At 71.7% G+C, this 14,162-nt stretch carries 15 protein-coding genes and 1 pseudogene; 8 read left to right on the top strand and 8 right to left on the bottom strand.

What is annotated here, in order from left to right:
• Window positions 1-55: 55 nt before the first annotated feature.
• Complete coding sequence (locus ACFVVO_RS03350) at window positions 56-283, top strand: DUF3107 family protein (RefSeq protein ID WP_199211899.1); 228 nt, start codon at window positions 56-58, stop codon at window positions 281-283.
• A gap of 219 nt (window positions 284-502) precedes the next feature.
• Entirely contained in the window at window positions 503-775 is a 273-nt protein-coding gene (locus tag ACFVVO_RS03345; protein ID WP_390051266.1) for a hypothetical protein, read from the top strand.
• Window positions 776-830: 55 nt separating this feature from the next.
• Here the strand turns inward: ACFVVO_RS03345 and ACFVVO_RS03340 are convergent, their stop codons facing one another.
• The gene (locus ACFVVO_RS03340) at window positions 831-1,577 is read right to left on the bottom strand and encodes a ferritin-like domain-containing protein (RefSeq protein ID WP_390051265.1); all 747 of its coding nucleotides are present in this window, start codon (window positions 1,575-1,577) and stop codon (window positions 831-833) included.
• A gap of 331 nt (window positions 1,578-1,908) precedes the next feature.
• On the opposite strand from ACFVVO_RS03340, the pseudogene ACFVVO_RS03335 reads away from it, so the two are divergent.
• Window positions 1,909-2,985, top strand: a pseudogene (locus ACFVVO_RS03335) (DEAD/DEAH box helicase); the annotation flags it as partial.
• Here the strand turns inward: ACFVVO_RS03335 and ACFVVO_RS03330 are convergent.
• Window positions 2,982-4,130, bottom strand: a complete 1,149-nt coding sequence (locus ACFVVO_RS03330) for a hypothetical protein (RefSeq protein ID WP_390051581.1) — start codon at window positions 4,128-4,130, stop codon at window positions 2,982-2,984. The pseudogene ACFVVO_RS03335 and the gene ACFVVO_RS03330 sit on opposite strands and share 4 nt — an antisense overlap.
• Before the next feature lie 514 nt (window positions 4,131-4,644).
• Here ACFVVO_RS03330 and ACFVVO_RS03325 point away from each other — a divergent pair.
• Window positions 4,645-5,532 (top strand): alpha/beta fold hydrolase, encoded by an 888-nt coding sequence (locus tag ACFVVO_RS03325; protein ID WP_390051264.1) that lies wholly within the window; start codon window positions 4,645-4,647, stop codon window positions 5,530-5,532.
• Between the two features lie 23 nt (window positions 5,533-5,555).
• Here the strand turns inward: ACFVVO_RS03325 and ACFVVO_RS03320 are convergent, their stop codons facing one another.
• Complete coding sequence (locus ACFVVO_RS03320; protein WP_390051263.1) at window positions 5,556-6,452, bottom strand: NYN domain-containing protein; 897 nt, start codon at window positions 6,450-6,452, stop codon at window positions 5,556-5,558.
• Window positions 6,453-6,656: 204 nt separating this feature from the next.
• Between ACFVVO_RS03320 and ACFVVO_RS03315 the strand changes: the two genes are divergently transcribed.
• Window positions 6,657-6,809, top strand: a complete 153-nt coding sequence (locus ACFVVO_RS03315; RefSeq protein ID WP_390051262.1) for a hypothetical protein — start codon at window positions 6,657-6,659, stop codon at window positions 6,807-6,809.
• A 46-nt stretch (window positions 6,810-6,855) separates the two neighbouring features.
• On the opposite strand, the gene ACFVVO_RS03310 is transcribed toward ACFVVO_RS03315, so the two are convergent.
• The 3 genes from ACFVVO_RS03310 to ACFVVO_RS03300 form a co-directional block, all read right to left on the bottom strand.
• Window positions 6,856-7,461, bottom strand: a complete 606-nt coding sequence (locus ACFVVO_RS03310; protein WP_390051261.1) for a MarC family protein — start codon at window positions 7,459-7,461, stop codon at window positions 6,856-6,858.
• A gap of 65 nt (window positions 7,462-7,526) precedes the next feature.
• Window positions 7,527-8,384, bottom strand: coding sequence for a PHP domain-containing protein (locus ACFVVO_RS03305; protein ID WP_390051260.1), 858 nt, complete (start codon window positions 8,382-8,384; stop codon window positions 7,527-7,529).
• Between the two features lie 105 nt (window positions 8,385-8,489).
• Window positions 8,490-9,131: a DUF6758 family protein gene (locus tag ACFVVO_RS03300; RefSeq protein ID WP_390051259.1), complete on the bottom strand. Its 642-nt coding sequence runs from the start codon at window positions 9,129-9,131 to the stop codon at window positions 8,490-8,492.
• A gap of 168 nt (window positions 9,132-9,299) precedes the next feature.
• Here ACFVVO_RS03300 and ACFVVO_RS03295 point away from each other — a divergent pair, with 168 nt between their 5' ends.
• Window positions 9,300-10,523 (top strand): MFS transporter, encoded by a 1,224-nt coding sequence (locus ACFVVO_RS03295; RefSeq protein WP_390051258.1) that lies wholly within the window; start codon window positions 9,300-9,302, stop codon window positions 10,521-10,523.
• 30 nt (window positions 10,524-10,553) lie between these two features.
• On the opposite strand, the gene ACFVVO_RS03290 is transcribed toward ACFVVO_RS03295, so the two are convergent.
• Window positions 10,554-11,150: a suppressor of fused domain protein gene (locus ACFVVO_RS03290; RefSeq protein ID WP_390051257.1), complete on the bottom strand. Its 597-nt coding sequence runs from the start codon at window positions 11,148-11,150 to the stop codon at window positions 10,554-10,556.
• Window positions 11,151-11,629: 479 nt separating this feature from the next.
• On the opposite strand from ACFVVO_RS03290, the gene ACFVVO_RS03285 reads away from it, so the two are divergent.
• Both ACFVVO_RS03285 and ACFVVO_RS03280 read left to right on the top strand, forming a co-directional pair.
• Window positions 11,630-12,754 (top strand): magnesium and cobalt transport protein CorA, encoded by a 1,125-nt coding sequence (locus tag ACFVVO_RS03285; protein WP_390051256.1) that lies wholly within the window; start codon window positions 11,630-11,632, stop codon window positions 12,752-12,754.
• 23 nt (window positions 12,755-12,777) lie between these two features.
• On the top strand, window positions 12,778-13,293 hold the full coding sequence (locus ACFVVO_RS03280; protein WP_390051255.1) for a hypothetical protein: 516 nt from the start codon (window positions 12,778-12,780) through the stop codon (window positions 13,291-13,293).
• Window positions 13,294-13,300: 7 nt separating this feature from the next.
• On the opposite strand, the gene ACFVVO_RS03275 is transcribed toward ACFVVO_RS03280, so the two are convergent.
• Entirely contained in the window at window positions 13,301-14,023 is a 723-nt protein-coding gene (locus ACFVVO_RS03275; RefSeq protein WP_390051579.1) for a hypothetical protein, read from the bottom strand.
• Between the last annotated feature and the right edge of the window lie 139 nt (window positions 14,024-14,162).

Genomic DNA, 14,162 nt, shown 5'->3' with positions numbered 1-14,162 from the left:
TGCTGGTACGGCGCGGAAGATCGCGCACAGCACTGACCGTCGGAGGGACATAGCCGTGGAGGTCAAGATCGGCGTGCAGCACGCGCCCCGCGAGATCGTTCTGGAGAGCGGTCAGAGCGTCGCCGAGGTCGAGCGCGTGGTGGCTGAGGCCCTGGCCGGAAAGACGCCGCTGCTCAGCCTCGAGGATGAGAAGGGTCGCAAGATCCTGGTGCCGGCGGACCGTCTGGCGTACGTGGAGATCGGCGAGCCGACCGTCCGCAAGGTCGGCTTCGGCACTCTGTAGGTCCCGCTTCAACGGAAGGGGCCCGGCGGCACTGTGCCGCCGGGCCCCTTCCGTCTTCCGCGCCCGTGCTGCCGAGGTGCCCGTGCCTGCGTGGTGTCCGTCGGCGCACGCGCACAGACGCGGCACAAGTCGTCCACAGGGGAGGATTGCACTCCGCAGGTCACGGGTAGGACGGGCTACGACCGTGAAGCACCGGCCGGCCGTGGGAGGGACCCCGACATGATCCTGGAAGCACTCGGATCCGCATTGGTCGGTCTGCTCCTCGCCTGGGCGGCGACACAGCGGCTGGCACACCGCCTGCCCACCCCTGCCCTGGTCTTCGCGACGGGCGTCGCCGGTGCCCTCTTCGGTGACTTCGTCACCCACAGCGCACTCGGTCCCGGCACCGCACTGCTGAGCCTGCTGGGCGCCGCGGTCGTCTCGGCGGCCTCCCTGTCCCTGCTGCTCCGCCCGGCCGGCCGCCGGCTGCGCCGACGATCGATCCCGGCGTAGCGAGCGACGCCGTCAAGGGGGCGCGTATCGCCCCCCGGACGCCGGGGCCTCGGCCTCAGGCCGCGAGGCCCAGCGCGGCCATCCGCTTGGTGTGCGCCTCGGTGATGCGGGAGAACATCCGGCCCACCTCGGCGAGGTCGAACCCGTCGGCCACACCGCCCACGAGCATCGTGGACAGCGCGTCCCGGTCGGCGACCACGCGCTGCGACTGCGACAGCGCCTCGCCCATCAGCCGCCGCGCCCACAGCGCCAGCCGCCCGCCCACGCGCGGGTCCGCGTCGATCGCCGCGCGCACCTTCTCCACCGCGAAGCCGGCGTGCCCGGTGTCGTCGAGAACGGCCAGGACCAGCTCGCGTGTGTCGGCGTCCAGGCGGGCCGCGACCTCCCGGTAGAAGTCGCTGGCGATCGAGTCGCCGACGTACGCCTTGACCAGGCCCTCCAGCCAGTCCGAGGGCGCCGTCTGCTTGTGGAAGCCGTCCAGGGCCGCGACGAACGGCTCCATCGCCGCGGTCGGCTCCTCACCGATCTCGGTCAGCCGGTCGCGCAGCCGCTCGAAGTGGTGGAACTCGGCCGAGGCCATCTTGGCCAGCTCCGCCTTGTCCGCGAGCGTCGGCGCCAGCTTGGCGTCCTCCGCGAGCCGCTCGAACGCCGCGAGCTCGCCGTACGCGAGCGCTCCGAGCAGGTCCACGACCGCGGCGCGGTACTGCGGGTCGGCGGAGGCCCGGGTCCAGTCCTGGGCAGCGACACCGGTGGGTCCGGCAGCGGCGGCGGGCGCGTTCTCAGGCTTGTCAGAGCTAGTCATGAGGCGCACAATAGTCCGCTCACCCTGCCCCGGAAGCCCCTGGCCAACCAGTGTGACCACGACTACGTGAGCAAATCGGCCATCGCATGTGCGCGAATCCGGGGTATGGTGGTAATGCGCCTGGCTGAGTGCGTCGACGGTGATCGACGCGTCCCGACAGGCCGCACGCATGAGGATGCCCGGTCGGTGGCCCGATCGGCTCCGACCCGACAGCCCTCCCCGGCCGTACGGCACATACGTACGTCGACCGGAGGGACACCCTCAGCGGTACGAGCGCTAGAGCGTCGGCAGAGGTCCCGTGCTTTACGGCTGACCCGAGTGGTTCGCCCGTATGGCAGCCGACGTCCCCGGCACGGTCCGTCAAAGACCCCCGCGCTCGCCTCGCGCCGCGCCACACAGAAGAGGCAGCACCCTGACTACGACGTTTCGAGACCTCGGAATCCTTCCCGAGACGGCCGAGGCCCTGGAGGCCGTCGGCATCGTCACCCCCTTCCCCATCCAGGAGATGACGCTCCCCGTCGCCCTTTCCGGCACGGATGTCATCGGCCAGGCCAAGACCGGCACCGGCAAGACGCTGGGCTTCGGCCTCCCGCTCCTCGAGCGCGTGACGGTCCCCGCCGACGTGGAGGCCGGCCGCGCCGCCCCCGAGGCCCTGACCGACGCCCCGCAGGCGCTCGTCGTCGTCCCCACGCGCGAGCTGTGCCAGCAGGTCACCAACGACCTGCTGACCGCGGGCAAGGTGCGCAACGTGCGCGTCACCGCGATCTACGGCGGCCGGGCCTACGAGCCCCAGGTCGAGACCCTCAAGAAGGGCGTCGACGTGGTCGTCGGCACCCCGGGCCGACTGCTCGACCTCGCGGGCCAGAAGAAGCTGAACCTGAAGCACATCAAGTCCCTGGTCCTCGACGAGGCCGACGAGATGCTCGACCTGGGCTTCCTGCCCGACGTCGAGAAGATCATCGCCATGCTCCCGGTGAGCCGCCAGACCATGCTGTTCTCGGCGACCATGCCGGGCGCGGTCATCGGCCTCGCGCGCCGCTACATGTCGCGGCCCACGCACATCCGCGCCACCGCGCCGGACGACGAGGGCGCGACGGTCGCGAACATCAAGCAGTTCGTCTACCGCGGTCACTCGATGGACAAGCCGGAGATGATCGCCCGCATCCTGCAGGCCGACGGCCGCGGGCTCGCGATGATCTTCTGCCGCACCAAGCGCACCGCCGCCGACATCGCCGAGCAGCTCGAGCGGCGCGGCTTCGCCTCCGGCGCGGTCCACGGCGACCTGGGCCAGGGCGCCCGCGAGCAGGCCCTGCGGGCCTTCCGCAACGGCAAGGTCGATGTCCTCGTGTGCACCGACGTCGCCGCGCGCGGCATCGACGTCGAGGGCGTGACCCACGTCATCAACTACCAGTCCCCCGAGGACGAGAAGACGTACCTGCACCGCGTCGGCCGCACCGGCCGCGCGGGCGCCAAGGGTACGGCGATCACGTTCGTCGACTGGGACGACATCCCGCGCTGGCAGCTGATCAACAAGGCGCTGGAGCTGAACTTCGGCGACCCGGTGGAGACGTACTCCACGTCCCCGCACCTGTTCTCCGACCTCGGCATCCCCGAGGGCACCAAGGGCATACTGCCGCGCTCGGAGCGGACCCGCGCCGGGCTCGACGCGGAGGAAGTGGAGGACCTGGGCGAGACCGGTGGCCGCGGAGCACGCGGCCGTGGCCGGGGCGGCCATGGTGGCCGCGCCGAGTCCGGTGCCGCCCCGTCGGCCGAGCGTGAGCGCCCGGCCGGCACCTCGCGCCGTCGCCGCCGCACGCGCGGCGGGGCCGGGATGGACGCCTCCACCGCCCCGGCGCCGGCCGCCGAGTCCGGCACCGCCGAGGAGCCCACGGGGACCCGTACCCCGCGCCGTCGCCGCCGCACGCGCGGCGGGGCCGCGGCTGAGCCGGTGACGGCCGCTGCCGCGCCGGTGACCGTCGAGACGGCGGCCGTGGAGACGGTGGACACGGCGGAGGGCCCGGCCACGCTGGACACTCCGGAGAAGCCGCGCCGCCGCCGCACGCGGAAGGCGGCCCAGGCCCCCGAGGCCCAGCCGGCCGAGACCGCCGTGGCCGAGGCACCGGTGACCGAGGCACCCGTGGCCGAGGCACCCGTGGCCGAGTCCGTGCCCGTGGCGGCAGCGCCCGAGGCCGTGGTGGAGGCCGTCGAGCCGAAGCCGCGCCGCCGGACCCGCAAGACGGCCGAACCGGCCGCCGAGGCCTCGGTCGACACCGCGGAAGCCACGGAGACCAAGCCGCGCCGGACCCGCAAGACCGCCGCCGCCCCGGAGGCGACGGAGGCGGAGGCCGAGGCCAAGCCGCGCCGGACCCGGAAGACCGCTGCCGCCGCCGAGGCCGCCGTGGACACCGCGGAAGCCACCGAGGCCAAGCCCCGCCGCACCCGCAAGAAGGCCGCCGCCGCCCCGGAGGCGACGGAGGCGGAGGCCGAGGCCAAGCCGCGCCGGACCCGGAAGACCGCTGCCGCCGCCGAGGCAGCCGAGGCCGCCGTGGACACCGCGGAAGCCACCGAGGCCAAGCCCCGCCGCACCCGCAAGAAGGCCGTCGCCGCACCGGAGACCGTCGAGGCACCCGAGGCCGAGGCCAAGCCGCGTCGCACCCGCAAGACCGCTGCCGCCGCCGAGGCCGCCGTGGACGGGGCCGAGGTGGCCGCGCCCAAGGCACGGCGGACCCGTAAGGCCGTCGCCGAGGCGGTCGTCCCGGAGATTCCGGCGCAGGCCACCGAGGAGCCGGAGGCCAAGCCGCGCCGCCGGACCACCCGCAAGGCGACGGCGCCCGCCGCCGAGTCCGCCGAGGCGGCTCCGAAGGCACGCCGTACCCGGAAGGCGACGGCGTCCGTGGAGGCTCCCGAAGCCTGATCGGCGCATCGGCGTATCAGCCGGACAGCACGACGGCGTCAACCTGATGGCCCGGCCCACCTCGGTGGGCCGGGCCATCGGCGTTCCCTCCCCGTCTCCGCCCGGTGCACGGCCCGTCACCCGCCGCCCGGCCACGCCCGATAGCCTCTCCCCATGAGCAGGCCTGCCACCTTCGTTCCGCCCGCCGGTGCCCGTGCGTACTCCCTGCGGACCGCGCGCGGTGAGTTCGCCGTGGTCGACGCGCCCGTCGCCGACGGGGTCGAGCCCAGAGGGGTCGCGCTGCTGCTGCCGGGATTCACGGGCAGCAAGGAGGACTTCAACCCGCTGCACGTGCCGCTGGCCGAGCGCGGATACCGGACCGTGGCCGTGGACGGGCGTGGGCAGTTCGAGTCGGATGGGCCCGAGCACGACGAATCCGCCTACGCTCAGGAGGAGTTGGCCAGGGACGTGCTCGCGCAGGTGGCGGCCGTCGAGACGGCGCGGGTGCATCTGCTGGGACACTCGCTGGGCGGGCAGGTCTCGCGCGCGGCCGTACTGCTCGACCACTCCCCCTTCGCGTCGCTCACCCTGATGGCCTCGGGCCCGGCGCAGATCTCGGTCTCCCAGCAGCAGCGCGTGAAGCTGCTGCGGGACGCGCTCGCGGTGATGACGATGGCCGAGGTGTGGGACGCGATCCAGGCGATGGAGGCACCGGAGGAGACCGCCACCGGCGGGCTGGACGGCGGCCTCGACAACCGGGACGACCTGCGGCGCCGCTGGATGGGCAACAGGCCCGCCCAACTCCTGGCCACTGGACGCCAGTTGTGCTCGGAGCCGGACCGCGTCGCCGGCCTCGCCGCCGTGCCGCTGCCGTTCCACGTGCTGTCGGGCGCGCTGGACGACACCTGGCCGCTGGCGCTGCTCGACGACATGGCGGCGCGGCTGGGGGCCCGGCGGACGGTAGTCGAGGGCGCCGAGCACTCCCCCAACACCGACCGGCCCCTCGCCACGGCCCGTGCCCTCGCCGACTTCTGGGACGCCCACCCCGCGCCCACCGACTGACGGGTCAGGCGCCCCGGCCGGTTCTAGTACTGCGTCCGCAGGTGCTCCCAGAAGCCGTCTCTGAGGGCGCGGCGGAGGTCGGCCTGGCCGCGTAGGGAGTACTGGAGCATGCCCTCGGCCTCGATCAGCAGGTCCTGGTCGACGGAGCCGGGGAGGTAGGGGTGGCCGGGCAGCAGCTCGACCAGTGCCTCGCGGCCCCGCGCGGAGAGCCACTTGGCCGCGATCCGGGCGCCGACGAAGCGGACGTCCTCGCGGGTGGGCCGGGTCCCGGCGGCGGGCTCGTAGGCGGCGGCCGTGCGCCGGGAGACGTAGGGCTTGAAGAACTCCAGGTCGAGGGTGCGCTGGCTGTCGACCTCCCAGAGCAGCGGCTCGGCCTGGTTGCGGCCCTCGGCCGCCTCGATGCCCCAGAGGTGGACGCGGGCGCCGTAGCCCTGGGCCGCCTCCACCGCCGACACCAGGTCCTCGTCGCCACCCAGCAGGGCCGCGTCGCTGATGGCACGGTGCCGGGCCAGTGACTCCAGGTCGCTGCGGATGAGGGAATCGACGCCCTTCTGCTGGTTGTTGGCGTTGAGGTTGCCGAGGCGGACCTTGACGTCGGGCAGCTCGGCGATGGTCTGCTGCTCGGCGGTGTGGATGCGGCGGCGGGCGCCGTCGTACCAGTAGACGCGCAGCAGCCGGCTGTCGGCGAAGATCGTGCGGGCCTTGTCGATGAGTGCGTCGATCAGGCCCTCGGCGTCGAGGTCGAATGCGCGCCGGTCCTCCGTCCCGGCGACGAGCCGGCCCGCGGCCGCGTAGAGGTACCCCGCGTCGACGAAGATCGCGTGGGTCGAGGGCGTCTTCGCCACCTCGGCGAGCATGCGCTGCAGCAGCTCGTTGGTGTGGTCGATGCGGGCGGCGAGGGCCGCCAGGTCGTCGTTCATCGCCTTCATTGTCCTGGCGATCACGCTGCGAACACAACCGCTCTCGGTCAGTCCCACGGATGCCGCTTACCGGTCAGTATTTAGCCGTTCGAAAAATTTATTTAGCGTAGGGAATGTTTGTAACACGCAGCTCGTTGGATACCTACGACAGCACGTCACACCAGTAGTTCTCCGCAGGAGGATGACCAGACGAAGGGAGAAGCCATGCGCTTCGAAATCATGCGACTCGACGAGGTCGACGGCACCACCGTGGACAGCACTGTCGTGGACGCCGCCTCCGTCAACCGGATCGTTCAGCAGGCCGCAGCCGTAGGACAGCGCCTCTGGATCCGCCCGGCCGAGAGCCGGGCCTCGTAACACCCGGCGCTCACTCAAGCTTTCCGGGGGAGCCGAGGCCCGCTTCTCAGCTCCCCCGGATCACCTGAGTGACCCCGTTGATGATCTGCTGCACGGCGATCGCGGAGAGCATCATGCCCGCGAGCCGTGTCACCAGGACCACGCCGCCGTCCTTGATCACCCGGATGATCAGCAGCGAGTAACGCATCACCAGCCACAGCACGACATGGATCGCGACGATCGCGGCCCACACCGAGACCTGCGTGGCCACACTGCCGGCCTTCTGTACGGCGAGGATCACGGACACGATGGCACCAGGCCCCGCCAGCAGCGGCATGCCCAGCGGCACGAGGGCGACGTTCACGTCCTTGGTCTGCTTCGGCTCGTCGGTCTTGCCGGTGAGCAGGTCCAGCGCGATCAGCAGAAGCAGCAGACCGCCCGCGATCATCAGCGGGGGGACGGAGACGTGCAGGTAGTCGAGGATCTGGTGGCCCAGGACGCCGAAGGTGGCGATGACCCCGCCCGCCACGCACACGGCCTGGAAGGCCATGCGCTTCTGCACCTTGGCCGGACGGCCGGCGGTCAGGGCGAGGAAGATCGGGGTGATCCCGGGGGGATCCATGATGACAAAAAGGGTCAGGAACAGAGAGCCGAAGACGGCGAGGTCGAACATGGTGGTGCTACAGGCCTTGCTGGGAGAGAGATACGGGGACGATCGGGTGAGGCGGGCCGGCCGCCTCAGGCTCCGCCGGTCCCCGGCACCGGGAACGCCCCGGTGGCCCGCCGGGTGATCTCGCCGTAGACCTCGGGGTCGGTCGTGTACGCGCCCAGCGAGACGGTCTTGCGGCTGCCGTGGTAGTCCGAGGACCCCGTGACCAGCAGCCCCAGATCCCCGGCGAGGCCGCGCAGCCGGGCCCGCGCGTCGGCGTCGTGGTCCATGTGGTCGACCTCGATGCCGTCCAGACCGGCCGCGGCCAGCTCGGCGATCACGGACTCCGGCACCGTGCGGCCGCGCTTGGCGGCGGCCGGGTGCGCGAAGACGGTCACCCCGCCCGCGCCCTTGACCAGCCGGATCGCCTCGAAGGGGTCGGTCTCGTGCTTCTCCACGAACGCCCGGCCGCCGTCGGCAAGCCACTCCTCGGTGAACGCGTCACCGACGGTCGGCACCACGCCCAGCTCGACGAGTGCGGTGGCGACGTGCGGCCGCCCCACGGAACCGCCGGCGGCGATCCGCTCCACCTGTTCCCAGGTGACCGGCACACCCAGCCCGTTCAGCTTGGCGACCATGCCCTGGGCCCGCGGCACCCGGTCGTCCCGGACCAGCTCGCGCTCGGCGAGCAGCGCGGGCTCCTCGGGGTCGAAGAGGTAGGCCAGCATGTGCATGGAGATGCCGTCGACACGGCAGGACAGCTCGGCGCCGGTGACCAGGGTCAGCCCCTCGGGCAGCGCGGCGATCGCCTCGGCGTATCCACGGGTCGTGTCGTGGTCGGTCAGCGCGACGACGTCCAGACCGGCCGCGGCGGCGTTGCGCACCAGCTCGGCCGGGGTGTCCGTACCGTCGGAGGCCGTGGAGTGACAGTGCAGGTCGATGCGCACGGCTGCTCCAGGCGGTGACGGGACGGTGGGGACACCTAAGGATAGCGGCAGGAACCGGATGCCCTGTCACACCCGCAACCGCCCAGCGCCCCCTACAGCCGGCACTCAGGGTTTCAACAGCCTCGGCGACAGCGCGCCGCACGGCACCAGGTCTATCTCGGCGCCCGCGTCCCGCAGATCGGCCAGCACCAGCTCGTCGTACATGAGCAGACCGGACTGCTCGGGCCACACCACCGCCCACAGCCACAGCCCCAGCGCCTCGCCGGCGAAGACCGCGCGGTCGTCGGGACCGCCGGAGACATGCCAGAGCGGGGTGGGTCGCCCGGCGGCCAGAACCTTGGCCTGGGGCGGCTTCTCGACGTTCATGTACGGCCCCGGGTCCGGGCCGTCGAGGCCCGCGTAGTGCGCGCCGAGACCGACACCCAGCTCCTCGGCGACGAGGATCAGCTCGCCCACGCCGCCCAGCGGGCCGGGACCGGAACACGCCACGGCGGTGGCACGGCCGCCGCTGCGGTCGTCCCCCGCGTAGACCACGCCCGTGAACAGCCACCCGACCGGCAGCGGCCACGGCATCCACACCGGGACCTGCGTGCGATGCACGACGACGTTGAGCGCCTCGACGCTGGGCGGGATCACGGGCTGCAGCGGATACACCGTCCCGTGCGCGTCGCACTGCCAGGAATCGGCGAAGAGGCCGGGAGCCCTGACCCGGCCACCACACTTCGGGCAACTGGGTTCGCCCCTCATAGGGCTCCACGGTCCTACCCCGACCGGCCCGCGTCAAGGACGATCACCCGTCCGGGCGGAAGTCGCGCGGCCCGCCCCACCAGGAGGAATTAGATGCATCTTGCATTAATTAGCTCCGCTAACTTAGTATGTGCATAAACCAACTATCTACGCAGACGGGAGCAGCGCATGGACCCCTTCGACGCGGGAGCCGGTGGCATCCTGCGACAGCCCAGGGCGGTGTGGGCCACGGCGGGCGCCTCGGTCGTCGCCTTCATGGGCATCGGCCTGGTCGACCCGATCCTGCCGTCCATCGCACAGGGCCTGCGTGCCACACCCAGCCAGGTGTCCCTGCTCTTCACCTCGTACTTCCTGATCACCGCGGTGGCGATGCTGCTGACCGGCTTCATCTCCAGCCGCATCGGCGGCCGCCGGACCCTGCTGCTCGGCCTCGCGTTCGTGGTCGTCTTCGCGGGCCTGGCCGGCACCTCAGGATCGGTCGGCCAGCTCGTCGGCTTCCGCGCGGGCTGGGGCCTCGGCAACGCGCTGTTCGTCTCCACCGCGCTCGCGGTGATCGTGGGCGCGGCGGCCGGCGGCAGCGCGGCGGCGATCCTGCTCTACGAGTCCGCCCTCGGCCTCGGCATGGCCTGCGGCCCGCTGCTCGGCGCGCTCCTCGGCAACGCGAGCTGGCGCTACCCCTTCTTCGGCACGGCCTCGCTGATGGCGATCGGCTTCCTGTGCATCACGGCGTTCCTGAAGGAACAGCCGAAGCCGGCCCGGAAGACCTCGATACTGGACCCGATCAAGGCGCTCGGCCACGGCGGCCTGGCCTCGGCGGCCGTCTCGGCGTTCTTCTACAACTACACGTTCTTCACCGTGCTGGCCTTCACGCCGTTCGTGCTGAACATGACCCCGTACCGCTCCGGCGCGGTGTTCTTCGCCTGGGGCCTGCTGCTCGCGGTCTTCTCGGTGATCGTGGCCCCGCGCATGCAGAAGCGGTTCGGTTCCCTGAAGGTGCTCGGCGGCTCGCTGGTGCTGCTCGCTGTGGACGTGCTCGTGCTCGGCTACGGCGACCACACCACGGCCGTCGTCTGCACGATCCTGTCCGGCGCCTTCATCGGCGTGAACAACACGGTCTACACCGAACTGGCCCTCGGCGTGTCGGACGCACCGCGCCCGGTGGCGAGCGCGGGCTACAACTTCGTCCGCTGGTTCGCGGCCGCCGCCGCGCCCTACTTCGCGCCGAAGATCGAGGAGTGGACCGACATCCACATCCCGTTCGTGGTCGCGGCGGTCACCGCCGTGCTCGGCGCGGTCGTGGTGCTCGTCCGGCGCAAGGCCCTCACCAACGAGGCCGAGGAACTCGAGCCGCGGCACGCCACCGAGGACGGTGTCGGCGTCTTCGCCAACTGACCGTTCAGGAAAGGGCCTTGGTGAGCTTGCTCACTCGGGTGCGGCATCCAGCGGGACGGACCTGCGGGCGGGATCCCTCAGGTCCGTCCCGTTCGCCAGCCAGCGCTCCTGAAGGGCCTGGGCGCCGTGCACCCGCTTCCAGGCGGCCTCGTTGGGGGTCATCGGCAGCAGCGGCAGGAACCGCACCGGGTCCATCGGGTCGTCGAGCGCCAGGTCCTCGACGAGTCCGCCCGGCTCACCCACCAGCACGGAGCTGAACGGGGCGCCGGGCCACAGCGGCTCACCGACGTCCAGGGAGGCGCCGGGTGCCACGACCACACCCTCCACCTGTGGGGACGCGGCGAGCACGGCGAGCGGACGGAGCACCTTGTCGGTGTCGGCGAGGCCGGCGCGGACCGACAGGACCAGCTCGACGCGCGGGCCCTTGACGGGGTCGGCGAGCATCGCCGTCGGGTCGGTCATGGGGTGCGCGGACATGCCGAGCGTGGCGTAACGGACCACGTCCCCCTCGTGGAACCGGAGCACCTCGATGCGGTCGGTACCGAGGAAGGTGACCGCGGCGCGTGCGTCCGGTTCGCCCAGCGCGGTGCTCAACCGTGCCTCGACCAGAGGAAGAACATCAACCATGCGGTGAGCATAGAACTCGTCAGCACCGGGCAAAGCGGCGCCTTGACACCACACGCTGCTGCTACGCTGAGCCGGTGGTTCGGGGCAGCACGCAGAAGCGTCGCTATCGAGTCCCGACGCTGAGACTCCCTTACGAGGGACCGGCCGGAGGAGGTGGGGCTGTCATGGATCGAAGTCGACCGTGCAGTACCACTCGCTCTTCCGGCTGCTGATCTAGTTACCGGCTGGCCGCCGCCTTCCCTTTCGCGTCGTCGTTCGGAAGAGCACTTCGTCTCGCTTTGCCTGATCTGCCTGACCTGAATCAGTTCTGCATCAGTAGCGAAGTCGCCACCGCGACGGTGCGGTGCTCCCCGCTTTGTGGACGTGCCAAACATCCTTCCCCGCCCGAGGCCGGGAAGACTTACGCAGGACGTCCCCATTCCGGGTAGTTCCACCCGTCGACGCGCGCTTTCGCTGCCCGCCCGCGAAGGAGCCTGCCCATGTCGATGATCCGCGACCTGCGCGCCGTGGTCCGCCCGTCGTCCCGTGTCTCGCTGCGCAAGGAGCAGAGCGCGCCGTACGACACCACGCGCGACCCCGCGACGCCCTCGGCCGTCGTCGACTGCGCCGTCTACCGCGACGGCGCCCGGGTGCGCAGCGCGGAGCCGCTGAGCCCGCAGGAGGCGATGCGGCTGGTGCGCCGCGACGGCGGGTTCGTGTGGATGGGCCTGCACGAGCCGACCGAGTCCGAATTCGCCGGTATCGCACGCGAGTTCGGGCTGCACCCACTGGCCGTGGAGGACGCGGTGCAGGCCCACCAGCGGCCCAAGCTGGAGCGGTACGACGACTCGCTGTTCACCGTCTTCAAGACCATCCACTACGTCGAGCACGACCGGCTCACCGCGACCAGCGAGGTGGTGGAGACCGGCGAGGTCATGTGCTTCACCGGCCGGGACTTCTTCATCACCGTCCGGCACGGCGGCCAGGGCTCGCTGCGGGCGCTGCGGCACCGGCTGCAGGACGACCCCGAACTGCTCGCCAAGGGCCCTTCGGCCGTGCTGCACGCGATCGCCGACCACGTGGTGGACGGCTACATCGCGGTGGCCGACGCGGTGCAGGTCGACATCGACGAGGTGGAGACCGAGGTCTTCTCGCCGGGCCGCCGGGGCGGTGTCTCGCGTGGTGTGGACTCGGCGCGGATCTACCAGCTCAAGCGTGAGGTGCTGGAGTTCAAGCGGGCGGTGGCCCCGCTGCTGCGGCCCATGCAGCTGCTGAGCGAGCGGCCGATGCGGCTGGTCGACCCGGACATCCAGAAGTACTTCCGGGACGTCGCCGACCACCTCGCCCGGGTCCAGGAGCAGGTGCTGGCCTTCGACGAACTGCTCAACTCCATCCTCCAGGCCAACCTGGCGCAGGCGTCCGTCGCGCAGAACGAGGACATGCGCAAGATCACCGCCTGGGCCGCGATCATCGCCGTGCCGACGATGGTGTGCGGGGTGTACGGCATGAACTTCAAGTACATGCCCGAGCTGCACTGGCGGTACGGCTACCCGGTGATCATGGGCATCACGGTCGCCCTCTGTCTGGGCATCCACCGCACCCTGAAGCGCAACGGCTGGCTCTAGGCCGCCCTGGTTAGGCTGGGCGCATGACAAGCGAGCTGCTCGACCAGGCCCTCGTCGAGGAGGCCACCAAGAAGTCCGGCCTCATCTGGGTCAAGGGCGCCGGGGCCCCGGCGGCGCGTGCGCTGTGGCACGTGTGGCACGAGGGCGCGGTGTACCTGGTCGGCGACGGGCCCGGGGAGCAGCCGCTGACCGGCCTCGCCGACGGCGGCTCGGCCGAGGTGAGCGTGCGCAGCAAGGACAAGGGCGGCCGGCTGGTGACCTGGCGGGCCACCGTGTCCGAGCTGAACTCCGGCTCACCGGAGTGGGAGGCCGCGGTGGCCGAGCTGAAGGGCAAGCGGCTGAACGCCCCCGACGGTGAGGAGATGCCCGCGCGGTGGGCCCGCGAGTGCAGGGTGCTCCGTCTGGTGCCGGCCGGGTCCTCGCTTCCGTTGCCCGCCGGGAGTCTGGCGGAGCGTCCGGTGCCCTCCCCGGCGACCACGCGCCGGCCGGTCCCGGCCGCTCTGCCCCGGCTGCTGGCCCGGCGCCGGAAGAGAAAGTAGCGGCCGGCTACGACGCCGGAAGCTGCTTGCCGTAGTCGACCGTCTCACCCTTCGCGGGCCGGGTGACGGTGAAGTCCTTGCCCCAGTCCGAGAAGGTGAGCGTGCCCGCGGAACCGGCGCGCTCCAGGCGGAGCGGGTACGGCCGGCCCTCCAGGGAGACCTCCAGGGTGCCGCCGTCGCCGCCGTCGCCGGTGATCCGGATGGTGCGGGTACCCGCCGCCTCGTGGTGGCCGTCGGTCGCCAGCGAACCGTGCAGGGTCAGCAGACCGTCGAGGAGGAGGTCCTTGTCCGTGAAGCCGCTGAACTTCTTGTACGCCGGGTCTCCTTGGGGCACCTTCACGTACTTGCCGTCGAGCTTGCCCGCCGCGGACTTGTCGCCGCCGTTCCAGAATTCCGCGTCTGCCTTCAGATACAGCTGGGCGCCGATCCGCAGCAGTCCGAAGGTCGCGCCCTGGGAGGTGACCGAGCCGGTGCCGCCGTCATCCTTCAGCCGCATGTCCAGCCGGTACGTACGGCCGCTGGTGACCACGGTCCCGGCCAGCCGCACCGTGGGGGCGGCGTCCGCGGCGGCGCGGGTCTTCGCCTGGATCCGGCCGGCGGGCAGCTTGCCCACCCCGTTGGTCCCGGCGTCCGGATCGTCGCTGCACCCCGTCAGCACCGTCGCTCCCGTCACGGCCAGCGCGCATGTCGCGGTCACCAGCGCGGCCCGGCGAACACGGCCCAGGGGCATAGCAGTCACAGGTGGGGCTGCCTTTCTGACGGTTTCCGAGCGGCGTACGGCAGCGTACCGGGGCCCCGCCCGCCCGGCGGAGCCAGTCCGTCCGGACCGCCCACCAGGGCGTATCGGATCGGGACGGGCTAGCCTGAAG

It is taken from the genome of Streptomyces sp. NPDC058145 (assembly GCF_042884245.1).
Taxonomy (GTDB): Bacteria; Actinomycetota; Actinomycetes; order Streptomycetales; family Streptomycetaceae; genus Streptomyces.
This window is presented reverse-complemented; position numbering and strand designations above follow the sequence as displayed.